Origin of the sequence: Pseudomonas extremorientalis (assembly GCF_001870465.1) — a bacterium.
Classification (GTDB): domain Bacteria; phylum Pseudomonadota; class Gammaproteobacteria; order Pseudomonadales; family Pseudomonadaceae; genus Aquipseudomonas; species Aquipseudomonas extremorientalis.
On the sequence record NZ_MDGK01000055.1, the window covers coordinates 350343 to 376064 of the forward strand.

Annotated in this window: 24 protein-coding genes and 1 pseudogene; 8 read left to right on the forward strand and 17 right to left on the reverse strand. The window is 63.4% G+C overall.

Annotated features, from left to right (window positions below):
- The first annotated feature begins 32 nt into the window (after nucleotides 1–32).
- From flgG to BFN10_RS22550, 5 genes are all read left to right on the forward strand, one after another.
- Entirely contained in the window at nucleotides 33–818 is a 786-nt protein-coding gene (flgG, locus tag BFN10_RS22530) for a flagellar basal-body rod protein FlgG (protein WP_071491515.1), read from the forward strand.
- 63 nt (nucleotides 819–881) lie between these two features.
- Nucleotides 882–1631 carry a response regulator gene (locus BFN10_RS22535; protein WP_071491516.1) on the forward strand — a complete coding sequence of 250 codons (750 nt, stop codon included), beginning with the start codon at nucleotides 882–884 and terminating at the stop codon, nucleotides 1629–1631.
- A complete protein-coding gene (locus BFN10_RS22540) occupies nucleotides 1628–2689 on the forward strand; it encodes an ATP-binding protein (RefSeq protein ID WP_071491517.1) in 1062 nt (353 codons plus the stop codon). The genes BFN10_RS22535 and BFN10_RS22540 overlap by 4 nt, the downstream gene beginning before the upstream one ends.
- A 221-nt stretch (nucleotides 2690–2910) precedes the next feature.
- Nucleotides 2911–3213, forward strand: a complete 303-nt coding sequence (locus BFN10_RS22545; RefSeq protein ID WP_071491518.1) for a hypothetical protein — start codon at nucleotides 2911–2913, stop codon at nucleotides 3211–3213.
- A 232-nt stretch (nucleotides 3214–3445) separates the two neighbouring features.
- A complete protein-coding gene (locus BFN10_RS22550) occupies nucleotides 3446–5482 on the forward strand; it encodes an NADH:flavin oxidoreductase (RefSeq protein ID WP_071491519.1) in 2037 nt (678 codons plus the stop codon).
- Here the strand turns inward: BFN10_RS22550 and BFN10_RS22555 are convergent.
- The gene (locus tag BFN10_RS22555; protein WP_071491520.1) at nucleotides 5479–6150 is read right to left on the reverse strand and encodes a TetR/AcrR family transcriptional regulator; all 672 of its coding nucleotides are present in this window, start codon (nucleotides 6148–6150) and stop codon (nucleotides 5479–5481) included. The genes BFN10_RS22550 and BFN10_RS22555 overlap by 4 nt on opposite strands.
- Before the next feature lie 139 nt (nucleotides 6151–6289).
- On the opposite strand from BFN10_RS22555, the gene BFN10_RS22560 reads away from it, so the two are divergent.
- Nucleotides 6290–7066 carry a hypothetical protein gene (locus tag BFN10_RS22560; RefSeq protein ID WP_173668604.1) on the forward strand — a complete coding sequence of 259 codons (777 nt, stop codon included), beginning with the start codon at nucleotides 6290–6292 and terminating at the stop codon, nucleotides 7064–7066.
- Nucleotides 7067–7134: 68 nt separating this feature from the next.
- On the opposite strand, the gene BFN10_RS22565 is transcribed toward BFN10_RS22560, so the two are convergent.
- From BFN10_RS22565 to BFN10_RS22580, 4 genes are read right to left on the reverse strand one after another with little or no spacing between them, the layout of a single operon-like run.
- Nucleotides 7135–7983, reverse strand: a complete 849-nt coding sequence (locus BFN10_RS22565; protein ID WP_071491522.1) for an alpha/beta fold hydrolase — start codon at nucleotides 7981–7983, stop codon at nucleotides 7135–7137.
- A 12-nt stretch (nucleotides 7984–7995) separates the two neighbouring features.
- On the reverse strand, nucleotides 7996–9288 hold the full coding sequence (locus BFN10_RS22570) for an NAD(P)/FAD-dependent oxidoreductase (protein WP_071491523.1): 1293 nt from the start codon (nucleotides 9286–9288) through the stop codon (nucleotides 7996–7998).
- A gap of 43 nt (nucleotides 9289–9331) precedes the next feature.
- Entirely contained in the window at nucleotides 9332–9754 is a 423-nt protein-coding gene (locus BFN10_RS22575) for a RidA family protein (RefSeq protein WP_071491524.1), read from the reverse strand.
- Between the two features lie 34 nt (nucleotides 9755–9788).
- Complete coding sequence (locus BFN10_RS22580; RefSeq protein WP_071491525.1) at nucleotides 9789–10928, reverse strand: ornithine cyclodeaminase family protein; 1140 nt, start codon at nucleotides 10926–10928, stop codon at nucleotides 9789–9791.
- Nucleotides 10929–11115: 187 nt separating this feature from the next.
- Here BFN10_RS22580 and BFN10_RS22585 point away from each other — a divergent pair, with 187 nt between their 5' ends.
- Nucleotides 11116–11931, forward strand: a complete 816-nt coding sequence (locus BFN10_RS22585; RefSeq protein ID WP_071491526.1) for a helix-turn-helix domain-containing protein — start codon at nucleotides 11116–11118, stop codon at nucleotides 11929–11931.
- Between the two features lie 11 nt (nucleotides 11932–11942).
- Here BFN10_RS22585 and BFN10_RS22590 read toward each other — a convergent pair whose 3' ends face one another.
- The 9 genes from BFN10_RS22590 to BFN10_RS22630 all read right to left on the reverse strand — a co-directional run bounded on the left by BFN10_RS22590 (nucleotide 11943) and on the right by BFN10_RS22630 (nucleotide 21406).
- Complete coding sequence (locus BFN10_RS22590) at nucleotides 11943–12884, reverse strand: helix-turn-helix domain-containing protein (RefSeq protein ID WP_071491527.1); 942 nt, start codon at nucleotides 12882–12884, stop codon at nucleotides 11943–11945.
- A 74-nt stretch (nucleotides 12885–12958) separates the two neighbouring features.
- Nucleotides 12959–13738 carry a 2-keto-4-pentenoate hydratase gene (locus BFN10_RS22595; RefSeq protein WP_071491528.1) on the reverse strand — a complete coding sequence of 260 codons (780 nt, stop codon included), beginning with the start codon at nucleotides 13736–13738 and terminating at the stop codon, nucleotides 12959–12961.
- Nucleotides 13735–15342: a bifunctional 3-(3-hydroxy-phenyl)propionate/3-hydroxycinnamic acid hydroxylase gene (locus BFN10_RS22600; protein WP_071491529.1), complete on the reverse strand. Its 1608-nt coding sequence runs from the start codon at nucleotides 15340–15342 to the stop codon at nucleotides 13735–13737. The genes BFN10_RS22595 and BFN10_RS22600 overlap by 4 nt, the downstream gene beginning before the upstream one ends.
- A gap of 62 nt (nucleotides 15343–15404) precedes the next feature.
- Complete coding sequence (locus BFN10_RS22605) at nucleotides 15405–16007, reverse strand: amino acid synthesis family protein (RefSeq protein ID WP_071491530.1); 603 nt, start codon at nucleotides 16005–16007, stop codon at nucleotides 15405–15407.
- 10 nt (nucleotides 16008–16017) lie between these two features.
- Nucleotides 16018–16476: a VOC family protein gene (locus BFN10_RS22610; protein ID WP_071491531.1), complete on the reverse strand. Its 459-nt coding sequence runs from the start codon at nucleotides 16474–16476 to the stop codon at nucleotides 16018–16020.
- An 11-nt stretch (nucleotides 16477–16487) separates the two neighbouring features.
- The gene (locus BFN10_RS22615) at nucleotides 16488–17528 is read right to left on the reverse strand and encodes a beta propeller repeat protein (protein WP_071491532.1); all 1041 of its coding nucleotides are present in this window, start codon (nucleotides 17526–17528) and stop codon (nucleotides 16488–16490) included.
- Between the two features lie 12 nt (nucleotides 17529–17540).
- Nucleotides 17541–18335, reverse strand: coding sequence for an SDR family NAD(P)-dependent oxidoreductase (locus BFN10_RS22620; RefSeq protein ID WP_071491533.1), 795 nt, complete (start codon nucleotides 18333–18335; stop codon nucleotides 17541–17543).
- Between the two features lie 27 nt (nucleotides 18336–18362).
- Nucleotides 18363–19853, reverse strand: a complete 1491-nt coding sequence (locus tag BFN10_RS22625) for an aldehyde dehydrogenase family protein (RefSeq protein WP_071491534.1) — start codon at nucleotides 19851–19853, stop codon at nucleotides 18363–18365.
- Nucleotides 19854–19864: 11 nt separating this feature from the next.
- Nucleotides 19865–21406 (reverse strand): acetolactate synthase large subunit, encoded by a 1542-nt coding sequence (locus BFN10_RS22630; protein WP_071491535.1) that lies wholly within the window; start codon nucleotides 21404–21406, stop codon nucleotides 19865–19867.
- Nucleotides 21407–21618: 212 nt separating this feature from the next.
- Here BFN10_RS22630 and BFN10_RS22635 point away from each other — a divergent pair, with 212 nt between their 5' ends.
- A complete protein-coding gene (locus BFN10_RS22635) occupies nucleotides 21619–22377 on the forward strand; it encodes an IclR family transcriptional regulator (protein ID WP_071491536.1) in 759 nt (252 codons plus the stop codon).
- Nucleotides 22378–22404: 27 nt separating this feature from the next.
- On the opposite strand, the gene BFN10_RS22640 is transcribed toward BFN10_RS22635, so the two are convergent.
- The 3 genes and pseudogenes from BFN10_RS22640 to BFN10_RS22650 form a co-directional block, all read right to left on the reverse strand.
- Nucleotides 22405–23718 (reverse strand): alginate export family protein, encoded by a 1314-nt coding sequence (locus BFN10_RS22640; RefSeq protein ID WP_173668603.1) that lies wholly within the window; start codon nucleotides 23716–23718, stop codon nucleotides 22405–22407.
- A 3-nt stretch (nucleotides 23719–23721) separates the two neighbouring features.
- Nucleotides 23722–25146, reverse strand: coding sequence for an aldehyde dehydrogenase family protein (locus BFN10_RS22645; RefSeq protein ID WP_071491537.1), 1425 nt, complete (start codon nucleotides 25144–25146; stop codon nucleotides 23722–23724).
- A 78-nt stretch (nucleotides 25147–25224) separates the two neighbouring features.
- Nucleotides 25225–25722, reverse strand: a pseudogene (locus BFN10_RS22650) (amino acid permease); the annotation flags it as partial.

Genomic DNA, 25722 nt, shown 5'->3' on the forward strand with positions numbered 1-25722 from the left:
GCCCGGTCGACCGGGTTCACACGGAGAACGGCATGATTCCAGCCCTGTACGTCGCAAAAACCGGCTTGTCGGCCCAGGACACGCAGCTGACGACAATTTCCAACAACCTGGCGAACGTCTCGACCACCGGTTTCAAACGTGATCGCGCCGAGTTCCAGGACTTGCTCTACCAGATCAAGCGCCAGCCGGGCGCGCAGTCGACACAGGACAGTGCGTTGCCGTCGGGGTTGCAACTGGGCACCGGCGTACAGATCGTCGGCACCCAGAAAAACTTCAGCGCCGGCAGCCTGCAAACCACCGGGCAACCGCTGGACCTGGCGGTGAACGGGCGCGGTTTTTTCCAGGTGTTGCAGCCGGACGGCACCACCGGCTATACCCGCGACGGCACCTTTCACCTGAACGCCAATGGCCAGGTGGTGACGGCCAGCGGCTTTGCACTGGAACCGGCCATCGTGGTGCCGGATAACGCCAAGACCTTTACCGTGGGCCAGGATGGCGTGGTGTCGATCACCGTGGCCGGCAACCCCGCTGCGCAAGTGATCGGCAACCTGCAAACCGCCGACTTCATCAACCCCGCCGGCTTGCAGGCAATCGGCAACAACCTGTTCCTGGAGACCGCCTCCAGCGGCGCGCCCCAGGTCGGCACGCCGGGGCTCAACGGGTTTGGCACCACCCTGCAACGGTCTCTGGAGACCTCCAACGTGAGCACCGTTGAAGAGATGGTCAATATGATCACCACACAACGGGCCTATGAAATGAACTCCAAAGTGATTTCCACCGCCAACCAGATGTTGGGCGCCCTCACCCAGAAGCTATGATCAACACTTGCAAGCGTGGCCAGGGAGCGGCAAACACGACAAGGCTTATTCACCGAGCAGACTATGAACGATTTTCCCGTTGCATCCTCGCCCCTTCCGAACAGCGTCCGAGACACCCAGGCGCTGATCCTGATCGCCGAAGACGAGCCCGAGATCGCCGACATCCTGATTGCCTATCTCAAGCGCAGCGGCTTTCGTACCGCTCACGCCCTCGACGGCCGGCGCGCCCTGGAATTGCACCAGGCCCTCAAGCCCGATCTGATGCTGCTGGATGTACTGATGCCCCAGGTCGATGGCTGGAAGGTCCTGGCCGAGGTGCGTCATCGCGGCAATACGCCGGTGATCATGCTGACCGCCCAGGACCAGGACATGGACAAGCTGATGGGCCTGCGCATCGGTGCCGACGACTACATCGTCAAGCCATTCAACCCGGCCGAGGTGGTGGCGCGTACCCAGGCCGTGCTGCGACGCTCCATCGCCTACACATATGCCGCCGGCGCCAATGTGTTGCGGGTCGATGGTTTTGAAATCGACATCGAAAGCCATCAGGTCACGGTGAATATCGAAGGCAAGGTCCTGCCGCTGCTACTGACCGTCACCGAATTCAAACTGCTCGCGCAATTGGCCCGGGCACCGAAACGCGTGTTCAGCCGCGCGGAATTGCTGGCGCTGTGCTCACCGGAAAGCGACAGCCTGGAACGCACGGTCGACAGCCATATCAGCAAGTTGCGCCGCAAGATCGAAGACCTGGGGCTGCAAGGCGTGCCGGCGAGCATTCGCGGCGTGGGCTATCGGTTCGGGAGTGGCGTGTGAAGAAGCTCAATGGCTTGAGCCGCCAGATCATTGCCGCCATGTCGGCGGTGGTGCTCTGCGTGATCGCCCTGGCCGTGATCGGCTCCTACGTGTTTTATGCGCTGTTATGGACCTATTGGCCGCTCTCGGACGAGCAGGCCGATGCCTGGCTGCCGGCCAATGTCGAGTGGGCGTGGATGGCCTTGACCACCTGCGTCAGCCTGGCGGTGGGTGCCTTCGTGGCCACGCGGCTGTCGCGGCGGATCCTGATGCCGCTGAACTCGGTGGCCGAGAACCTGCGCAAACTGGCGGATGGCGACCTCGATGTGCAAGCCGTCGCCGGTGACCAGTCCATCGGCGAAGCGGCGATCCTGGTGGATGATTTCAACAGCATGGCCCAGCGCTTGAAGCGCATGGCACAGGAGCAGGCATTCTGGAATGCGGCGATTGCCCATGAACTGCGCACGCCGCTGACCATCCTGCGCGGCCGCCTGCAAGGCTTGGCCGAGGGTGTATTCGAACCGGACACGGCGCAGTTCTACAGCCTGCTCGGTCAGGTCGAAGGGCTGGCGCGGATGATCGAGGACCTGCGGGTAGTCGGCCTGGGCGACAGCGGCTACCTCGAACTCAATGTGCAGGACGCCGACCTGGCCGCCGGCATTGAAGAGGATGTGCGGCTGTTCGAACCGAGCCTGGTCGCCGCCGGTTTTACCCTGCAACTGGACCTGCAACGCCGGACCCTGCGCTGCGACCCCGCCCGGATACGCCAGGCCCTGCTGGCCCTGCTCGACAACGTGCGTCGGCACGCCACGCCCGGCAACGTCAACGTGCACCTGAGCACCCGCGATGGCATGCATTACCTGAGGGTACGCGACGACGGCCCCGGCATCGATGAGAACCTGGCCACGCACCTGTTCGATGCCTTCCAGCGCGGCGAAAACTCACGTTCCCGCGCCCAGGGCGGCAGCGGCCTGGGCCTGGCGGTGGTGCGCGCGATTGCCCTCGCCCACGGCGGTGCGGTGACGTGCCGGAAAATGGAAAACGGCGGAACGCTGTTTGAACTCAGTTGGAATCTTTGAGTAACCCAGGCCCCACCATGCGCATCTTTTCCATGATGTTCAGAACAACCCGGCGCTATCGATGCTTTGTCTTATTGGACGCCGAGGGTACGTGCGTTGCATTCAAAAGCTGTGCAGCACTGCCCGGAAACGGGCACTGGATCGAAGTTGAATGCATCAACTTGTCGTGGCTGGGCAACCCCTTTCCCAGTCACGCCCGGATAGCTCAGCGAGCGTGAGAAATGAATTCGTCCTTATCACCCCTTGAAGAGTCGTTGAAACTGCACACTGCCCGGCTGAAACGGCTGCAGCGTTACTGGGTGCCGTTGCAACAGCGCGCGCCCAAATGGGTATTGGCGCTGTGGATCATCGGCGTAGCCGTGTCGCTGGCGACTCAATGCTGGTGCCATTGGTTCGTGACCGCGCCGCTGATCTGCGCGCTGATCATCGCGGAAATCGTGATCGACGAGGCGCAGATGACCCTGCTGTTGCGCACCGATGCCGTGCGCGATTTATTGAATACAGCCCGTGGTCGCTGCTTCTGAGCCTGCTCACGACAGCACGTCCACTCAGCACCACAAGCCCGCTCACTACAACCTGAACATTCCCTCAAACCGCGTGTTGTCCACCGTGCTCCCGCGCGCCTGCATCATTTGGAGAGCATCGGCAGGTCGAAATTAAAATGTACATGCGTGTCGAGATTTATTGACGCACATGTACATTTATCCTAATTTCAAATCGCCAAGCCTGATGATGGCCACGACGGAGCACACTCTGATGTCCAACGATCCCCTGCTGCAGCCCTATAAGATCAAGCACCTGACCCTGCGCAATCGGATCATGACCACGGCCCACGAACCGGCCTACCCGGTGGACGGCATGCCGCAGGCGCTGTACCGCGCCTACCACGTCGAACGCGCCAAGGCTGGTGTGGCCTTGACCATGACCGCAGGCTCCGCCGCGGTGTCGCGGGACAGCCCGCCGGTGTTCAACAATGTGCTGGCGTACAAGGATGAAGTGGTCGGCTGGCTGAAGGATTTGACCGACGAGTGCCACGAACATGGCGCGGCGGTGATGATCCAGTTGACGCACCTGGGCCGTCGCACACGCTGGGACAAGGCCGACTGGCTGCCGGTGGTGTCGCCTTCGCACCGGCGCGAGGCCTCGCACCGCTCCTTCCCGAAGAAGCTGGAAGACTGGGACATCGAGCGAATCATCAAAGACTACGTCGACGCGGCCGAGCGCATGCAGGCCGCCGGGCTGGATGGCCTGGAGCTGCAAGCCTACGGGCATTTGATGGACCAGTTCTGGTCGCCGCTCACCAACGAGCTGGATGGCCCGTACGGCGGCCCGCTGGAAAACCGCATGCGCTTTACCTTCGATGTCCTGCGCGGCATTCGCCAGCGGGTCGGTGAAGACTTCCTGCTGGGCGTGCGCTACACCGGCGACGAGGCGCTGCCGGGCGGGTTCAATGCCAGCGAAGGTTTGCAGGTGTCGCACCTGCTCAAGGACAGCGGCCTGGTGGACTTCCTCAACGTGGTGCGCGGGCATATCGATACGGATGCGGGCCTCACCGATGTGATCCCGATCCAGGGCATGCGCAACTCGCCGCACCTGGAGTTTGCCGGTGAGATCCGTGCGTCTACCGGGTTCCCCACCTTCCATGCGGCAAAAATCCCCGATGTCGCCACGGCGCGCTACGCCATCGCATCAGGCAAGGTGGACATGGTCGGCATGACCCGCGCCCACATGACCGACCCGCATATCGTGCGCAAGATCATCGAGCGGCGTGAAGAAGACATTCGGCCCTGCGTCGGCGCCAATTACTGCCTGGACCGCATCTACCAGGGCGGTGCGGCGTACTGCATCCACAACCCCGCCACCGGTCGCGAAACCAGCATGCCCCATGACATTCCCAAGGCAGCGGTGCCGCGCAAAGTGCTGATTGTCGGCACGGGACCTGCCGGGCTGGAAGCGGCGCGGGTCGCCGGTGAGCGCGGGCATGATGTAACGGTGCTGGAAGCGGCGGACCGGCCCGGTGGGCAGATCCGCCTGACCGCCCTGAGCGAGCGGCGCCGCGAAATGATCGGCATCATCGACTGGCGCATGAGCCAGTGCGAACGCCTGGGTGTCAAGTTCCACTTCAACACCTGGGCCGAGGCCGAGGCCGTGCTGGCGCTGGAGCCGGATGTGGTGATCGTGGCGACCGGCGGCCTGCCGCATACCGAGGTGCTGGCCCAAGGCAATGAGTTGGTGGTGTCGACCTGGGACATCATTTCCGGCGACGTCAAGCCGGGGCGCCATGTGCTGATCTTCGACGACGCCGGAGACCACGCCGCCCTGCAAGCGGCCGAGGTGATTGCACAAAGTGGTGCCAGAGTGGAAATCGTCACGCCGGACCGCTCGTTCGCGCCGGAAGTCATGGCCATGAACCTGGTGCCCTACATGCGCAGCCTGCAGGACCTGGACGTGACCTTTACCGTGACCTATCGGGTCGAAACGGTGGAGAAACGCGACGGTCGGCTGCTGGTCACTTTCGGCAGTGACTACGGCGCGGTGCACAAGCAGCGGGTGGTGGACCAGGTGGTGGTCAACCACGGCACCCTGCCCCTGGATGACCTGTACTTCGACCTGCGAGGGCATTCCAGCAACGGCGGCGCGGTCGAGCAGCACGACTTGATCGCCGGCAACGCGCAGCACCTGGTGAGCAACCCCGAGGGCCGCTTCCAACTGTTCCGCATCGGCGATGCAGTGGCCGCACGCAATACCCATGCGGCGATCTACGACGCGCTGCGGTTGGTCAAGGATCTCTAAAGCGGCTCAAACACCCCCGGTGCGGTCTCGGCGTAGCCAAACGCCCCAAAGAAGCGGTCCAGTTCGCGCCGCTTCAAGGCCTTACCGGTGAACACGCTGACGTACTGGGGAATGCGCCGGAAGCGCACCACCACGTCCTCGCTGGTGTTCATCGAGATGTAGCCGATCTGCGTCAGGTAGATGGTCCGCGCGCGCACATCGGCGGCCTCGTCATCGTAGCCAAAGCGCCGGAACATGCCGGTCAGGGCGTTGATACGGGTGTCATCGGCCAGGGCGATTTCCGCGCTGACTTCTGCCGACTGCATGGCCCAACTGCGCACGGCAAATTCGAACTGCGAGTCGAACAGTTCCGGGTTCAGCCAGCATTCAAAGACGTTGAGAATCGCCTCGGAAATGCTTTCGGCGTAACGCTCGCACTGGAACACCAGGTTGCCGGTGTTCTTGTCGCGCCAGCGCGCCAGCAAGGCGGCGAGCAGTTGCTCGCGGTCCTCGAAAAACCAATAGAAACTGGTACGCGACAAGCCCAGCTGCTTGGCCAGCGGCAGCACGCGCACGGCGTCGATGCCGGACTCTTTCAACGCCGCGTAGGCGGCGTCCAGCCACACATCGACCGAGCCTCGCCAGCCCGTGTCCTGGTTCTTGCCTCGCGGTTTTGCCGATGGAGCCATCCGGGGGTCACCTTTGCCTGGGAAATGCCGGTCACTTTACACGCCCCCTTCCCTGCGTGCAGTTCGTCGGTAAAACCGCACAAAGAAAAAATCCAGACTACTGTACATGCATACAGCAACGTAGTTGAGGATGAGCATCATGAATGACGATTTGAAGCAGGCAGGTTCTACCACCACCGCACAGCCGACCACCTCATTCGAGCAGGCTAAGACCGGTCGAGCACTGGATTTCACCTGGGCGCCTGACGCCAACACGACGAACACCATCGTCTCGGCGGATTGTGTCGACTATCGGGTCGATACCTCCCGGGGCAGCCCCACCGGTGACAGCCACTCCATTGCACGGCTGACCTACGTCCAGGGGAATGGGGGTGGCCAGATCGGCACGCTGTTTCTCGAAGAGGTGCGTGCCGGCGTAGGCGCCAATACCCAGATAGGGCTGATGGTAGGACGCAAATGGGCAATGGACGCCGACACAGCGAATACCGGCAGCATCGGCACCTACGTCGTGGAACAGTTCGATGACATGCGTGCCAGCGTCAACTACGTCGGGGCCTTCGCCCGTGTCTTCGCCGACCCCAGGATGGTCAGTTATCACGCCGGGGGCCATGTACACACCAATATCTCGATCACCGGCAGCAGGGCCCTGAGCATGGCGGATTCAGGCAAGTCGATTCTGGTCCTGAGCAACACGGACGTGACCCTGACGCTGGGTGATGATGTGACGGAAGGGTTCAGGGCCACGTTGATCCAGGCGGCGGCAGGCAAGATCAACATCGTCGCATCGGGCAACCACACGCTCTACAGTAATGCGGGAAGCCGTACACGCACGCTGAGCCCCCTGGATGAGCTGGAACTCAGCACGTTTCCAGGCGGCCCGGTGTTCCTGGCCTTCCGGGTGAGGCCGGCAGCCTGAGGTAGCAGGCCAGGCCCCGGGGATTCGGCAGCAAGCAGCCTTGAAGATCAACGCGGCCAACGAGTTCCCTAGAAACACTCAGGCGCAAGTTCCCTGAGGAATGCCCAAACCAATGCGTTGAACACCTCGCCCTGGTCGTCATGCACATAGTGACTCGCGTCGGCCACCTCCACGGTCCGAATATGCGGGTTGCTCGCGGTCATTGCTTCCAACGTTGCTGCCGGCAGGAAGTCCGAGCGACCGCCGCGAATAAACAGGGTCGGGCAATCCAATGCACGCACCGCCGGCCACAAATCCGTCGGCTCGATGCTCAGGCGCGCCTGGGCAATCCCCTGCTGATCATGGCGCCAGGTGATCCCTGCGTCGTTTTCCTTCATCGAATGCGCCAGCCTGGAGTTCAGGCCCTGCTCCGACAGACCGGGGCGTGACGCCTGCCAGAAGGCACGGGCCAGCTCCCAGTTCTCGAACTGCAACGGTGTCTGGCTCATCTCGCGACGGATACGCGCAGCGCCATCGCCCTGGCTTGAAGAACCGGGGCCGATGTCTTCAATCATCAGCCCCATCAGCCGACCAGGGTGCTGCCGCGCATATTCAAGGGCGTTGGCGCCGCCCAATGAATGCCCCAGCAAGACAAACCGCTGCAAGCCCACATGGGCGACGAAGTCAGCGAGGTCTTCGACATACGACTGCGTGTGGTAGGTGTCGGGCGCGGCCCAATCACTCAGGCCCCGCCCGCGTTGGTCCAGGGCATAGATGCAATAGCCTGCGCCCAGGGACTGCACCAGCGAATCCCAGGTTTGCGCATAAGCGCGCAAACCATGCAGCAGCACCAGCGGCACGCCACCCGGCTTGCCCCAGCGCAAAAAATGCAGGCGCAGGCCGCAACGGTTGGTGAAGAAACAACTGTCAGCAAGCATCGGTGTGTTCCTCTAGAAACGATCGAAGCGATAAGGGCTTGGGTCGATGATCGGTGTATGCCCGCTGACCAGGTCTGCCGCGAGATGACCCGCTGCAGGGGACGTACCAAAGCCATGCCCGGAGAAACCCGTGGCCACGGTCAGCCCGGGGATCTGCGCAACCGGCCCGATCACCGGGTTCGAATCCGGCGTGACATCAATCGTACCGGCCCAAGCCTGGGCGATGCGCGCCTGCTCGAACACCGGCCAGGCGGCGATGAGGTTGTTCATCGCATCGCCGTTCAGCCGTGGGTTGGCCGGAGGGTCCTGCACCCGGACGCGCTCGAACGGGCTCACACTGCTGGAGTGCCAACGCCGTGCAAGCTTCAGGTCGTGCAGGAACGGCTTGCCCAGCGATACATCGAGCACATGGCGCTGCGCCCGGAACTGCGGCATGTACTGCTTGGCGAGCAACAGGTGATCAAGGGTCAGGAAGGCGTCCAGCTTGCCGCGCTGGGTGATGATGAAACCGCCGTCCTTGTGCTTGCGGAACGAAAAGTCCGGCGCGCCGACGGCAATCTGCGTCGGCCCTTCCATGGGGTGGGTGCGCAGTACCGAGCAGGTCAACGGCAGGGTCGGCAACGACACCCCCAGGTTACCCAGGAAGCGCCGCGACCACATGCCACCCGCCAGCAATACGTGGTCGCAGCGGATTTCACCTCGCTCGGTGACCACGCCACTCACGGCCCCGGCAGACATTTGCAACGTACGCACCGCACACTGCTCGACAATCACCACGCCCAGCGCCATGGCCGCCTTGGCGATGGCGCTGCTGGCCAGGGTCGGTTCGGCACGTGCGTCAGACGGCGTGAAGATGCCACCCGCCCAATCGCCCACGCCGCCGGGCACCAACCCATCGATCTCACGCTTGCTGAGCAGCCGTGAATCCAGGGACAGATGCTCCACGGACTTGAGCCAGCCTTCATGCATCGCCATCTGCGCCGGGGTGCGGCCGACAAACATAATGCCTTCCTGGCGATAGCCGACATCCGCGCCAACCCGCTCGGGCATCTTGGCCCATAACCGGTCGGCCGCGAGGGCCAGGGGAATATCGGCGGCGTGGCGGCTGGTCTTGCGTACCCAGCCCAGGTTGCGCGACGACTGCTCGGCGGCGATGCGGCCTTTTTCCAGCACCACCACCGCGATGTTGCGTTCGGCCAGGGTCAATGCCGCCGTCAAGCCAATAATCCCGCCACCAATGATGACAACGCTGGTGGCGGCAGGAAACGCGGCGGATGTGTTCACGGGCGCAATAGTCGGTGCCATGATCAAGACTCGCTGATGGGCAAATAGGAGCAACCGCTGGCGGTCACTGCGACAGACGAATGACTTCGACCTGCGCCTTGGATGCGTTGCGATAGGCCGTCACTTCCAGCTCCACCTTGTAGACCGTCGACCCCAGTGGCGGGCACGTGACGGTGCTGGCCGGGTCGACGCCGCGAAACTTCTCGCCGATCAGGCCCATCACCGCCGGCACGTCCTTGGGGTCCTGGATGAACACCCGCGAACACACCACATCGGCCAGGCTTGCATCCACCGCCGCCAGGGCGGTTTCGATGTTGGCGAAGACCTGGCGGGCCTGCTCCAGGACGTCTTCCGGGATCAGTTTGGTCTGTGGGTTGCGACCTGCGGTGTTGGACACGTAGATCCAGTTGTCGACGACCACCAGGCGCGAATAGCTGGCCTGGTCTTCGAACGGCGAGCCGGTCTTGAGCTTGATGATGTTTGTCATGTCGAATGCCTCGTCAGAATAGGGGTTGAGTGACTTAACGCAGTACCGGGGTTTCCCACAGGTTCAGGCTGACGCCGATGCCTCGCCTGATCGCATTGCGGTACACCACCGTGCCCCAGGCCACGTCCTCCACGGGCATGCCGCCGACCGACATGATGATGATTTCCTCATCGGTCCTGCGGCCAGGGGCGGCGCCGGCGATGATCTTGCCGATGTCCTCGACGTCTTCCAGGCGCAAGGTGCCTTCGGCAATCATGTCCATGAAGCGCACGCCAATCACCGGCACGCAGTGATGCGCAGGCTTGGGCAACTCTTCAAACCAGGCCTGGTAAAGACCGGTGTTATCCAGCACCTTGCGCACGTCCGCCTGCTCCATGCCTTCATCGAGCGAGCAGGCCGCCGGCATCGCCAGAAATGCGCCCGGTTTGACCCATTCACGCCGCACAATTGGGTAGTTCGAGGGGTCGCCCGTTTCGCCGGAGCTACAATAAGTAACAAGGTCCGAATCGCGGACCACCTCTTCCAGGGTGTCCACCACCTTTATCGTGGTGATTTGCGGATAGGTCGCTTCAACCCACGCAATAAAATCGGTCAGGCTCTTCTGGCCACGGCCTTTGATTTTCAGCGTATCGATGTGCGGACAGACCGCGATGAACGCCGCCAAGGTGGTCTTGCCCATCACGCCCGGCCCCAGCAGGCCCACGACTTTCGAGCCCTTGCGCGCCAGGTGGCGTGCGCCCACACCGGGAATGGCCCCGGTGCGATACGCCGACAGCAGGTTGGCCGACATGTGTGCCAACGGCGCACCGGTGTCGGGATCATTCAGGGTGAACATCAGGATCGAGCGCGGCAGACCCTTTTCGCGGTTGGCGATATTGGAGCCGTACCACTTCACGCCAGCGGTGCAGAAGCTGCCGCCCAGGTAGGCCGGCATGGCCATCATGCGCCGGTCGGCCGTGGGCTTGGGCATGTTCGGGAACGGCGAATCCTTGGGGAAAATCACCATCGCACCATGGGAATCATTGTTCGGCCCGGCCATGCGGTAGTCGCCGGCGTACAGCAGGCTGAACATCTCTTCCATGGTATTCACGCACGCCAGCATGTCGGTCACGCCCGCGCGGATCATGTCCGGCTCGGAGAGGTAGATAAAGTCGATTTTTGTAGTCGTAGACATAGTTATTCTCGGGTCGAAGGTGATACCGCTGCGGTAGGCGCAGCGCCACGCTGTCGAGGTCGAGTATCGAGGGCACGGGGCCGGGTCGTATTGTAGTTTTCGGACACGCCAGGCCTTGTGTTACCGCCAGAGTTGGCGCGAATCCTGCGTGAAAAATCGCGCCTCTGAGCCTCTCGACAGTGCACCTATGATCTCGACTCCACGGCACCACACGGCAAACGAACAACCCTGGTTCGTTCTCAATTCTTCACGGTATTCGGTCATGCCCTCCGACCACCCGGCGATCTCGCATTTCTATGCGTTCGATGCGGCTCAATCGACTCAGGTACTGGCCGTTCCGGATGGGTGCGTGGACATCGTCTTCGACTGTGATGCCGTGCGTCCGAGCGCCAAGATCTGCGGGACGCCGCTCGCCGCCAAGGCGGTCGAATTGAACCCGAACCACCATTACTTCGGCGTGCGTTTTTCACCCGGCGTCATTCCCGGTTTCATCAATGTGCTGGCGGAGGAATTGACCGAGCGGGAGCTCGACTTGCTGGAGGTTTCGACGTTTGCCCGGCGCATCTTCGACAACATCGTGCAGGCGCCGCAGTTGAGCGAGCAAATGCGCCTGTTCAATGACTATCTTGCACCCCGCCTGATGGGCAAGGCATCACCGCTGACCGCCCTGGTCATTCAACAAGCCATGCGGCATCGCGGGTCTATTCGCATCCACCAGCTTGAAGACCTCAGCGGTTACACCAGCCGCACGCTGCACCGCCAGTTCAGCCAGGACACCGGCATGTCGCCCAAGGCCTTTTGCCGGATCATCCGCTGCCAGGCCGCCCTGGACACCCTCAATACCTGCCGGGACGTGTCGTTCTCGGCGTTGGCGCTCGACCTGGGTTTTGCCGACCAGTCGCACTTCCTGCGCGACTTCAAGCAACTGGTCAGCACCACGCCCTGCGACTACCAGCGCAAAATGCTGCAGAACGCCTACGCCGAGCGGATCAGCTACGCCTGAGAATGGGCGCCCTAGCGGGTCGCCCTGAGGGTTTCGGAGGGTGACTCGCCAAACAGTTCCCGGTAATGCCCGGCAAAATGGCTCAGATGAAAAAAGCCCATCGCCACGGCAATTTCGCCAACGTTCTGGGAGCAGGCAGAGGTGCTGTTCAAGCGGCGGCGCACGGCATTCAGGCGCAGGTTGCGCAAGTATTCGACCGGGCGCATACCGGTCACGGCCTGGAAACTGTTCTGCAGGGTGCGCCGGCTGACCCGCAGGTGTTCGCACAGATCAAGAATGCTCAGGGGCGTGTCGCCACTGGCGTCGATCAACTCCTGGCAACGCTTGACCAGGTAAGCACTGACAGTGACATTGCCACGCCGGCAACGCACCTCATCGGTGGCGTTGCTGAACAGATCGAGGAAGGCGTTGAGCAATTCGTCTTCAAGCATTTTTTCAGCCGCTGGGCTGACCGCCTCGGACTGTTCCACCAGGTGACAGAACAGGGGATGGATACGCTGGCGAATGCGCAAGAGTAACGCATCGTCCACGCTCAACTGAGAAGTGGTCTTCAGCCGCTTGAGCTGCTCGTTGGACAATTCGAAGGCCGCCAGTTTGGCGAAGCGCACCGCGTCGATATTGAACGCAAAAAAGTGCGTGCCCTCGGGCGCATGCAACACAAACTCCTCGCCATCGCGCAACAGCACCACGCTGTGGGTGCCCACCTGTTGGCCTTGCACCACCGGCGCGGGGCCCAGCGACATGGCTGCGCACAGCCGCCCTTTCGGGGCGTAACCGCGCTGGACCACGCGTTTGTCCAACACCTCCTGGAACACCTGGAAGCGATCGGCGGACAATTGCCGCAGCTCACTCGTCAGGCAACCACGGCCAAGCTGGTCATACACTTGGCGCCAGCCGTGGATAGACCCGGCGTGTTGTTGAGGGTCATTGAAGGTTCGCGCTTCAGCGAGCATGGTTGTCGTTCCTCGGTGGCCTGGTGTCTTCATCGACCTGAAAGGGACGCTGTCATCCTTGACCGCACGTGGGTTTACACCGGCACGGTGTCAGCGGTGAAAACCAAAGCCAGTTCCGTGCCAAACATCTGCAGGCGATAGGTGGTCGGCTGGATGCTCAGGGGCGCCAGCAACGCCCCGGACAGCACGACCTGTCCCGCCTCCACCGGTTGACCGTCGGCCAGCAGGCGCCGGATCAGCCAGCACAGGTTGGCCAGCGGTGTGTCTTCGCGCTCCAGGGTATTGCCGTCGCCGTACAGCGCACCAGCGCACTCCAGGCGGTAGGTTGCATTGAGGTGCAGGGCTGGATCAAACGGCGTCCGTGGCCCGATGCAATAAAGCCCCGCCGCGGCGTTGTCGGCCAGGAACGCGCCGGCGCCGAAGGTCCAGGCTTGCCAGCGGCAGTCGGCGACTTCGAAGGCGGGCGCGACGTCACGGATGGCCGCCAGGATGTCCTCGTCGCTGTAGTCACCGGGCGCCAGGGTGCGCCCGATGACCACCGCCACTTCAATCTCCAGCTTGGGCTGGATCAACCGTGACAGGGCCACCGCCGTGCCCGGCTTGACGCTCATGTTCTCGGTCAACGCGCCGTACACCGGCTGATCGAGGCCAAAACGCTGTTGCGCGGCGCTGCCGGCGAAGGCGATCTTCCACCCGCTCAGGCGCTCGCCGGCCGCCAGGCGGGCGTCCAGCCCCAGGCGTTGCAGCGCGTACCCGGAATATGGGTCCAGCGTCTCGGCGGGCAGCGGCGGCAGGGCCTGCCGGGTCAGGGTGGCCTGGTGCAAGCGGTTGAGCAGTTCGTTGTTGTGGCTCATGACAGTTGCTCCGCCAGTTTGCGCAGTACCCCATCCAGTCGCTCGGGCGTGGTGATCGCGGCGACAAAACGGTCCGGCCGCACCACTACGATGCAATCGCGCACCTTGGAGAACCACTCGCCCAGGCGGTTATCCACGTCTTCCACGCTGATGGCGTCCGTGGCGGTCAAGGGCTGCCCACGGCCGACACCACTGCGCGAACGATTGACCTGGATGAAACGCGCATCCCAGCGTGCCCAATAGCCGGCCATTTCCTCGCTGAGGTGCCCGCGCGGGTTCACGCGATACCCCAGCACCGCGTAGCCGTTGCCCAATACATCGTCCAGGCGGCGGCGCTGGCCCTGGGCATCTTCGATATAGGGTTGCACGAACAATTGCCCGACCAGGTCATCCTCGCGCAACTCGGCCCGCTCATGATGGACCAGGCCTTTGGTGATGGTCGCCTTGGGTTTGAACTTGAACTCCAACAGGTGCGAGCGCAGGTTGTCGACGCTGTTCACCGCCTGGAACAACCAGTCGCGTACGCCGGCCATCAAGGGGTTGGTCAAGCCCAATACCGCGCCCATGTTGTCGGCCAGCGCCACCAGCTCGGTGGCGTGCCCGCGACGCTCCTGGTCGTAGCTCACAAGAATCCCATGGGCGGCACGCCCCTGGATGATCGCCGCGAGTTTCCAGGCCACGTTGGCCACGTCGCGCAGTCCGGAGTTGAGCCCTTGCCCGGCCCAGGGCGGCGAGATGTGCGCCGCGTCGCCCACCAGCGCCACGCGGCCCTGGACAAAGCGCGCCGCTACCCGTGAATGGTGGGTGTAGGCGCGGATACGGATGATGTCCAACTGGTCGACCGCATCGCCGATATGCCCACGGATCAGGTCGCGGATGGTGCTTTCGTCGCACATCTTCGCCTCGTCCTCGCCCTCCATCAGCATGAACTCCCAACGCCGCTGCTGGTAAGGCAAATAGATGCACACGAACGGTCGCTGCGGGTCGGCATGCAAGGCAGTGTAAGGCGCGTCCAGCGTGTCATTGGCGGTGTCGACCACCACCCACTTGCGCGCATGGGTCAGCCCCAGCAACTCGACCCCGAGTTTTTTACGCACGGTGGAGCGGCCGCCGTCGGCACCGATCACATAATCGGCGCGCAATTCATAGACCTCGCCCCGGGCATCGCGCACCTGCAAGGTCACGCCCTCGCCGTCCTGCTCCAATTCGAGCATTTCGTGGCCTTGGCGCAACTCGACACCGGCATGCCGGCCGAGGGTTTCGCGCAGCGTGCCTTCGAGCAACTGCTGCATGAAGATGTTGCGCATCGGCCAGCCGTAGTGGGCGGTGCTCGGCTTGACCTCGGCGAAACACACGCCACGTGCGTTGTAATAGCGCAACGGCACGTCGCAGATCATGTCCCGCGCGGCCAGTTCGGCAATACCGATGCCCTGCAACACCCGCAGCGCTTCATCGTCCATGCCCACCGCACGCGGGTAAGGCAGGATGCAATCAGCCAGTTCAAGGACGACGCAGTCGACACCGTACATCCCCATATAGTGTGCGGCCGTGATCCCGTTGGGACCGCCGCCGACAATGACAACTTGGGTCTTCTCCTGCTTCATCGCTCATCACCGCTTTCTTGTTGTGGTTGTAATCCGGTACAGCTCAAGGCGCACGCCTGCTGTCAGTGCAGCCCATCCAGGCCTTTGACGTCTTTAGCCTGCAGGCCGCCCAGGCGCGCATGCAAGCGTCCACGCGTAGCGAAGGCCCAGATGATCACGACCTCGTCGGGCGCCGGCCCGTCGCCAAACATCAGCGATATGCTGTCGTAGTGGGAACGGACGTACAGGGCATCCTTGTGCGCCAGCGGTACGTCGATGGTCGACCCCGGCCCGCCACGCTTGCCGGTGGACGGTACCCAGGATTTGCCGCCGCCCAGCGCGACGCGGATCGGGTCGGCTGCTGGGTTGGTCAGGAATGCATTACCGTGCTCGTACTCGCCCTCGCTGCCCACCAGGATCGCCTTGCCATAGCTGACAATCTCACGGGCGCCGGCCAGTGCCTGGATGCGCCGGCCAAACTCTTCGCCCAGCAGCGGCGAAGGGTCGACCAGTTCGGCGAGCGACTCGCTGTAGCGACCGGCATAAGGGTTGGCGATCACGGCGGCAATCGCATATTTGAACAGTGGCTCGCCATCGGCCAGTTGGCCGGTTTCGTTGGCCAGGGTTTCTTCGACAAAGCTGTACCATTTGCGGATGTGATAGCTAGCAAAATTCGCGGTTTTCATCGGGGTTGCCTCAAAGTGGGTCCAGTGGGTCCAGGTTGAAATGTCGGCTCGGTGCGCCAGCGGCCTTGAACCGGGCCTTGCCGCGCGCATCGTCATGCTCGGTCTCGAGGAAGAATTCCATGCGGTTGCCGTCGGGGTCGTTGAAGTACACGCCATGGCCGATTTCGTGGTCGGTGATCTTGACCACCTCGACACCCTTGCCCAGCAACATGCCGTAGAGCTGGCGCAGGGTGGTCATGTCTCCGTCGATTTCCAGGCCGTAGTGTTGCAACCCCAGCCCACCCTGATGGGCGCCAGGGTCGGCGCGGATCAAGGCGATGTCGTGGTGCTTGCCGCCAAACGCCATCATGACCCAGCTCTCGCCCCGGGCACTTTCGTGCATGCCCAGGATGTCGGCGTACCAGCGCGCCGACACGTCCGGGTCACTGACCCAGAGCGATAAGTGAGTACGCAGGATCTCGACTTTCATGGCGATATACCTCAGTGCTTCTTGACGATGGATTGATGCCCGGCCTTGATCTGCGCCACGGCCGGCGTCCACAGCACATCGGCGATCTCGCTGAAGTCGCGCCACTGTTTCTGCCAGCCGTCACCGCCGTTGTCGGAGGTGAACAGATGCCCGTACTTGGTGCCCGCCACGATCTGCCGGGGGTTGGCCGGGTTGAAGGCAATCGCCCACACGCAGGAATTGGGCTGCTGGGAAAGCGGCAGCACTTCCCAGCTGAGCGCCGCATCGCGGGACACCAGGATCTTGCTGGTGGTGCCCGGCGTGCCATCGGAAATGCTCAGGTACAGGTCGCTTTGCGAACCCAACGGCGCGTTCATGGCGCGGATGTAATACAGGCCGAAGGCTTCGCGGCCGATGATGCCAGTCCAGGTCAGCCCTTCGTCCAGGCTGCGGTAGACCGCGTTGACGCAGACCACCACGATGACTTTCTGGCCATGGTTGGGCAGTACCAGGATGTTGTGCACGTCCGAGTTGAACTCCCACAACAGGCGGTCATCGACGCGGGTCCAACTGTCGCCGCCGTCGCGGGAGTGGAACAACCCACCCTCTTCAAGGCCGAACCACAGCTGGTCGGGGTCGGTCGGGTCGTAGGCAAACGCCAGCAGGCGTGGGCGACTGACGCCGTCGCAAAACTCCGGAATTTCCACCGGTGCCCGATCCCAGCTCAGCCCACCGTCCAGGGTGCGCCACAACACAGCGCGGGAAGGTGCACCGGTGCCGACGAAAATCCGTTGTGCGTTCCGTGGGTCCACCGCGACTTTCCACACCGTCTGCCCGTTGAACGGCGAATCGACGCGCTGCCAATGGCCGCCGGTGTCACGGCTGACGCACAAGCCCACGTCGGTGCCGGCATAAATCACCTCGGGCGCGTCGGGGTGCAGGCTCAGTGAGCGAGTGATCGCATCGAATTCCAGGTCCTGCCCCAGGCCCAGGCGATGCCAGGTACGGCCATCGTCGGCACTGCGGATCACCGCTTGCCCGACGGTGGCCACCAAAAGGGTTCCGTTACTCATCACAGATGCTCCTCAGATATAGATACCACGGGTCAAACCGCCGTCGATGCCGATGGACTCGCCGGTCACCGCGCCAGCCTTGGGCGACGCCAGGAAACCAATCAGCCAGCCCATTTCAATCGGTGCGAGGGTGCGGCGAATCGGCGTCGCGTCGATATAAGCCTGCTCGACCTGCTCCGCGGTCTTGCCTTGCTTGACCGCTTCGCGGTCATACAGCTCCTGGATATGCGGGGTATCCACAACGCCTGGGTGAATCAGGTTGACCGTGATGCCCGAGGGGCCAAGCTGGTCGGACAGAGTCTTGGTCATGTGGGCGATGGCCAGGTTGCGCATGCCCGACAGCACCTTGCTGCTGCGTCCGGTGAGGCCACCGATGTTGATGATGCGACCGAAGCCAGCGGCCTTCATGTGCGGGGTCACGGCCTTGGCGCAACGGAAGTAGCCGATCACTTTGGTGTTGAGGTCCGACAGCAGTTCATCGTCGCCGGCGTGTTCGATGTCATTGCGCACTACGCCAGACGGCGCAGCGGCACCGTTGACCAGGATGTCGATGCGGCCGAAGTGCTTGTAGGCGGCTTCGACCATTTCCGACACGGCGGACATCTCATTGGTGTCGCAGAACAGCGGCAGCACTTCGTTGCCGGTCTGGGCGCTGATCTCTTCGGCGGCCAGTTGCAGGAACGCCATGCGGCGCGCGCAGATCACCACCTTGCAGCCTTCTTCGGAGAGAAAACGTGCGACTTCCTTGCCGATGCCCATGCCGCCACCGGTAACGATGGCCACGCGGCCTTTCAATTCCAGATCCATAACAATTACCTCGTGTGATTATTCAGTTCAGGCCAGATCGACAAACACGCTTTTGGTCTCGGTGTAGGCATCGATCACGTTCTTACCCATTTCCCGGCCCCAGCCGGATTGCTTGTAGCCGCCGAATGGCGAGGCCGCATCGACCACGTTCCAGCAGTTGACCCACACCGAGCCCGCCTTGAGTTGCGCCGCCACGCGGTGCGCCGAGCGCAGGTCGCGGGTCCACAGGCCGGCCGCAAGGCCATAGGGCGAATCGTTGGCGCGCAGCACCAGGTCATCGATTTCGGTCCAGCTCATTACCGTCAGCACCGGGCCGAAGATTTCTTCGCGGGCGACGCAGGCCGCCTCGGCGCGATCCAGGAACACACTGGGCGCAATGAAGTGGCCACGCTCCAGGTGGGCCGGACGCCCGCCACCGCAGATCAGTTCGGCGCCCTCTTCCTGGCCGCGTTGCAGGTAGCCCTTGACCGTCGCCAGCTGGCGCCCGGAAACCAGCGGGCCCATGCTGCTGGCCGGGTCCAGGCCATTGCCGAGGACATGGGCGGCGGCGTGCCGTTCGAGTTCTTCGAGGACCCGGTCCAGCACACTGGCGTGCACGTACAACCGCGAAGCGGCGGTGCACACCTGGCCCTGGTTATAGAAAATGCCATCGGCAGCGCCTTTGGCGGCGCGCACGATATCGGCGTCGGGCAGGATGATGTTCGGCGACTTGCCGCCCAGTTCCAGCGAGACCTTTTTCATGTTGCGCGTGGCCGCTTGCGCGATCAGCCGGCCGACCTGGGTCGAGCCGGTAAAGGCGATCTTGTCCACATCGGGATGCTCCGCCAGCGGCGCACCGGTTTCGGCGCCAAGGCCGGTGACCAGGTTGACCACGCCGGCCGGGAACCCCGCCGCCTCGATCAACTGCACCAGGCGGATCGCAACCAGCGGCGTTTGTTCGGCAGGCTTGAGCACCGCGACGCAACCGGTGGCCAGCGCCGGGCCGAGCTTCCACACGCACATGTTCAGCGGGAAGTTCCACGGCACGATCAGGGCGCAGACCCCCACCGGTTCACGCAGGGTGTAGTTGAGCATCGGCGCGCCGCTGGCCGGTGAAACGGGCAAGGTGCTGCCTTCGATTTTGGTCGGCCAGCCGGCGAAGTAGCGCAGGATGGTGGCGGCGCTGGCCGCTTCACCGCGCGCTGCAGCAATCGGCTTGCCGTTTTCCAGGGTGATCAGCTGCGCCAGTTCTTCGCGGTGCTGGTCCAACAGGTCCGCCAGGCGGAACAGCAGCAGGCCGCGCTGGGCCGGTGACTGCAACGACCAGGCGCCGTTGAACGCCGAACGCGCGGCGGCAACGGCGGCGTCCACGTCCCGTGCACCGCCCTGGGCCACTTCGGTCAGGGTGTCTTCGGTGGCCGGGTTTTCCACCGCAAAACGGCGGCCATCGGCAGCATCCTGCCAAGTGCCACCGATAAACAGGCGACCCGGCTGGGACAGAAAAGCCTGGACGGCGGGTAGTACTTCAAACAGCTTCATGGTCGACTCCTTCACAGCGCCATTTCGATCAGGCAAGGCCCGCCGTCGGCATTTGCATTGGCCAGCGCCCGTTGCAGTTCGGCATTGGTGTGCACCGTGCTGGCTGGCACGCCGTAGCCTTTGGCCAGGGCTTTCCAGTCAATGCGCGGGCTGTCGAGCACCGTCAGCTTCAGGGCTTCAGGTCCCAGTTCGGTCATGCCGAAACGACGCAACTCGTTCTGCAGAATCGCGTAGCGGTGGTTGGCGGCAATCAGGATCACCACTGGCAGTTGCTCGCGGGCAATGCTCCACAGGGTTTGAATGGTGTACTGGGCACTGCCGTCCGATTGCAGGCAGTACACGCGGTTGCCGCGCTCGGCCAGGGCGGCGCCGAAGCCCACCGGGATACCCTGGCCGATCGCGCCACCGGTGTTGGTCAGTACCCGGTGCCGAGCGGCGCGGGCCGAAGCGGTGAAGAACGGATAGCCGCAGGTGCCGCCTTCCACGGAGACAATGCTGTCGTCCGGCAGGGCGGCAGCCAGCAACTGGCCCACCGACTGTGGGGTCAGCTCGGCGTGACCGGGCGGCAGTTCGATGCCCTGGGGCGTTGGCACATACGCGGGTGCATCCAGGGCGTCGGCCAATGCCGTCAGCGCGCCGGCCACATCGTCACCGACATCGGCCAACGCCAGCAGGCGCTCACGTTCGGCCAGGCGCGACGGGATGCCTTCGTAGCCGAAGTAGCTGATGGGCTCCGGCACGCCGGCGCACACCACCCGGTCGTATTGTTCGAGGATTTCAATCGCCACTTCCGGGAAGTACGGCAGGCGGTCCAGGTCCGGCAGGCCACCGCCACGGTAGCTCAGGCGTGGAAAGGTCTCGGCGAACAGACGCACGCCCGGCAGTTGCGCCAGGCGCCCCGCCGCTTCCAGGCCGGCAACCGACAAGCCTTCGTCGCCGACGATAAACACCAGGCGCAGGCCGTCACGCAGGGCCTTGGCCACGCTCTCGATGCGGTCGCCGGCAAAGCGCCGGACCGGCGGGCGGATCGGGGCGAATACACCGCTGTGGGTCACGGCATGGGCTTGCAGGTCCATGGGCAGGATCAAACTGGCGATCTGCCCCTTGGCCTGCCAGGCCGCGCGCATGGCTTCCTGCAGATCCTCGCCCACCCCCGACGCCGTGCGCGAGGTGCGCACCCAGCCGGAGACCGCGCCTGCCAGGGCCTGGATGTCACTGGCCAGCGGCGGGTCGTAGTTGACGTGCCACGAGGCGTGATCGCCGATCACGTTGACGATGGGAGTGTTGGCGCGACGTGCGTTGTGCAGGTTGGCGATGCCGTTGGCGAACCCGGGCCCCAGATGGGTCAGAGTCATGGCCGGTTTGCCGGCAATCCGGCCATAGCCGTCCGCCGCGCCGGTGCAGACCCCTTCAAACAACGACAACACCGGCTTGAGTGCAGGTGCGCTGGCCATCGCCGCCACCAATGGAATTTCGGTGGTTCCGGGATTGGCGAAGCAGTACTCGATACCGCTTGCCGCAGCCGCATTCACTATCAGTTGCGCACCATTCATTTTCAGCCCTCTTGCTTGAGCGTTTGCAGTGATGAGATTTATCACACACAAAAATTCAATCAACAAGCACTTTATTTTGATTTGTCTCACTTAGTGAGATTTATGTGATTTTTTGACGACCTAAAAAGCACAAAAGATTGCGTTTTTCTTTTACTGCGGTAGTGTTGCGCCAGCGGAACGCAGCACGTGCCCCTCCCCTTTTTAGGAACGAAATGAGCAGCCTGAGCAAATTGCTGAGCGTCCTGGACCTGTTCGGCCCACAGACATTGAAGATCGACCCCGACACCATCGCCGAGCGCATGGGCCTGTCACGGGCCACCGTGTACCGCTACGTCAAGGACTTGTGCGATGCCGGCCTGCTGACCCGCGTGGATGCCGGCAGCTATGGCCTGGGCCCACGGGTGATCGAGCTGGACTGGAAGATGCGTCAGTACGACCCGATCCTGCTCGCCGGGCGCGAGCTGATGCACGAGTTGTCCGCGCAAACGGGCCTGGCGGTGTTTGCCAGCGTGTTTTATGACGGGCGCATCATCAACACCTACATCGCCGAGCCCACCGACACCTATCACTTTGCGTTCGGGCGTGGGCAACCGTTGCCGTTCTTTCGCGGCGCGCAGTCGAAGGTGTTGATCGCCTACCAGAAAGGCCGTCGCCTGCAACGCCTGTTCGACGAGCACCTGGCCAACGACCCCGCCAGCCCCTACGACTGGGCGGGGTTCAACAAGGCCGCGAAAAAGATCCGCAAGGACGGCTACTGCCTGACCCACGATGAGCTCAACCTGGGCCTGACCGGTATCGCCGCGCCCATCATCCAGACCGACCTGGACGAAGTGGTCGGCAGCCTGTCGGCCGTCGGCAGCACGCAAAGCTTCAAGCTGCTGCGCCAGGAAACCGTGATCGAGATGGTCATGGACACCACGCGACGGATCGCCGACAACATGCGCAACCCGCCTACCACCAGAACGGCATAGGTATCCCAACGCCGTACCCAGCCATGCTCAGAACGGTACGGCCACGGTCACCTGGCTGTACACATTGGTGCCATTGCCCCCCACCTGATTACCGCCCGTGGTCGCGTCCTTCTCGGGCTTGTACAGGCCGACCAGCGGGGTGACGATCAGGTGCGGGTTGACCGCCCATTCGGCATACAGGTCCAGTTCCCGGGCATTGAGGTTGATTGCATCGCGCTTGCGCACGGTGTCGAAATCGAAGAACAGCGCACCCAGGGTCAGGGTTTCCAGCGGGGTCGCCTTCAACCCGACATGCTGGACCCGTGTATTGCTGTTGAACGGCCCCGAGTAGTTGCTGGCGACTTCGCCTTGCAGCCAGGTGCCGTACCCCAGGCTCTGGCCGGTGAACAACGAGTCCCACTTCTGTGAGTAGCGCGCATAACGGTACGTGAGTTTGGGCGACCAGGCGCTATCGGCAAAGGTATAGCCTGCCTCGCCGTACCAGGCGTTTTGCGGGCCGGCGTCCTTGTCCTGCCAGGCGTACTCGAATGCCAGGCTGACGTTCTTGACGCCCGCATCGCCCTCACCGCGCACGCTGTAGACATTCATGCCCTTGCGCTGGCGCTGGAAGTCACTGGCCCATTGATCGTTCACGTTGATGCCGTGGATCCAGGTCAGCCCGATCGTCCCCGGCTGGGCGGTGTAGTCCAGCGTACCGGCGGCCAGTTCGGTTTCAGCCTGGGCACGGTTGTCGGACTTCAACCACAGCAGGCTGCCATGCAGGCCGTCCTGCCCACCCAGGCGCACATACGCGGTCTGGTCGAACGCATGCCGCGCCGCCAGGTAGAACGCCCCCCCGCGGTTCAGCTTACCATCGGCGGGGCCCTTGCCCAGGTTCGGCCCGTCATCGTTGATCAGGAACCCACGACCCAGCTTGACCACCTGGCGCCCAGCGGAAATATCCACGCCGTTCTTGCCCAGCGCCGGGAACAGATCGTCGGACCGCCAGCCGAGGTACGCGTCTTCAATCTTGGTGGTGCGCTCGGTGCCCAGGGTGTTGCCTGCCGGGTCGCCATCGCCCCAGGTAGCGGAACTGAGCAGTGCAAAGGCACCGTACGCGGTGCCGTTGCCGGCGAGGGCCTGGTCGCCACTCAAGCCATACTTGATAAAACCCTCGCGCCAGGTAGAACCGCCGGGCGTGCCGTCGTAGTTCTTGCGGCTGTTGAATTGCCCGAACACCGCGGTCATGTCGGCGTTGAGGTGACGACTGTCATCGCTGTACAGCTCATAGGCATGCGCGGACGGGAAGGCGCAAAGCACCAGGGTGCACGCCAGCGCGGAGCCGATAAGTGGAGGGTGCATGGCTCAGGCTCCTTGTGGTGGCTTGCGAACAAACAGCAATTGCTGACCGGTGAACTCCAGCAGGCCTTCCAGGCCGAACTCGACGCCAAAGCCGGACATCTTGCTGCCGCCAAACGGCGTGTTCGGCTGGATCTGCGCATGGCAGTTGACCCACGCCACCCCACTCTCCAGGCGGCTGGCCAGGAGCTGGGCCTGTTCGACATCCGGCCCCCACACCGAGCCACCCAGGCCCATGTCACCGGCATTGGCGCGCCGCAGCACGTCTTCCACGTCGCGGTAGGCGATCAGCGGTAGCACGGGGCCGAACTGTTCTTCATCGACCAGGCGCTGACCGTCGGTGACGTCGGCCACCAGAGTGGGCGGGTAGAAAAAACCGGGGTGATCCAGGCGTGCGCCGCCGCACAGCACCCGCCCGCCGTTGGCCCGTGCGTCGTCGACCAGGGCTTCCACCAGCGCCAGCTGTTCCAGGTTCTGCACCGGACCGAAGGTTACCCCCGCCTCCAGGCCATCCCCCACCACCTGGCGCGCCGCGATCTGCGTCAGCGCCTCGGCGAAGGCCTGGTATTGCGACTCGTGGATATACAGGCGCTTGAGGGCGGCGCAGGTCTGCCCCATGTTGAGAAACGCCGCCTGGAAGATCGCCTCGGCCACCTCTTGCACCGGCGTGCCCGGCAGGATGATGGCCGCGTCGTTGCCGCCCAGCTCCAGGGTCAGGCGCTTGAGGTTACTGGCAGCGCCGCGCATCACGCTTTGCCCGGTGGCGGTGGAGCCGGTGAAGACAATCTTCTGGATGCCTGGATGCGCCGTGATCGCACTGCCGAAGCCTTGCTCGCCCGTCACGCAATTGATCACGCCGTGGGGCACATGGCGGGCGATGATATCGACCAGGCCCAGGGTGCTCAGCGGCGTCAGGCTCGACGGTTTGCTGATCACGCAATTACCGGCCCGCAATGCCGGCATGATGTGCCACACGGCGATCATGAACGGCCAGTTCCACGGCGTGATCGAGGCCACTACGCCCAAGGGTTTGCGGTGCAACTCGATGCGTTGGGTGGGGGTGTCTTCCACCAGCTCCACGGCAATGTCTTGCCCCGCCGCGTAGCGGGTCCAGGCGGCCGCTCCCATGACTTCGGAAAACGCCAGTTCCAGCGGTTTGCCTTGTTCCTGCACGATCAGCCGGGCCAGTGCATCGGCCTCCCGTTCGATATCCGCCGCAATCGCCAGCAGGCGTGCGCTGCGGTCGGCGTGGCTGCTGTGGCGCCAGCTTTTGAACGCCGCCTGCGCGGCCTCCACCGCCTGGTCGAGTTGCCCCAAAGAACCTGCCGGGCAGTGGGCGAACACCGCCCCGGTGGCCGGGTTGACCACTTCGAACCGCCCCTGCTCACCGGCCACCAGGGCCCCGTTGATAAGCATCTTGTAGTTGTGCATTTGCAACCTTCCTTTCACACGCTGGCGGGCCTGGCCGAAGGACGGCAGGCCGGTTTTATCTGGATGATCGGGTGTGGCTCAGAGCTTGTGGCTGCCCAACGCGTGGAAGCGCTGCGGCGAGAGTTTGCGCAAGCGTGCGGCGAGGTAAACCCCGATGATCAGGGCTACGGGGATGATCGCGCACAGGCCATAGGACAGGAGCTTGCTGGCCCCGGTCAGCACGTCGAAGTGCACCACCGCCAGCACCAGCACCGACACCAGGGCCAGGCTGGAGAAAACGGGGAGGATACGCCCACGCCAGAGCCCGACGTCCAGTTCGGGATGACGCTGGAAGTACACGCACACCGCCACCGACGTCAGCGCCATCAGCAGGATGACGCACAGGGTCGCCAGGTTGGACAGCCAGGCGAACAGTTGCAGGATCGGATCGGCATCCATGGCGGCGAAAATCAGCACCACCACTGCCGCGATCAGGCTCTGCAAGGCCGAGCCCATGTGCGGGCTCTGGTGCACGCGATGGGTGGTGCCCAGCAGGCTGTGCAGCAACCCATCGCGGCCAATCGCATAGAAGTAACG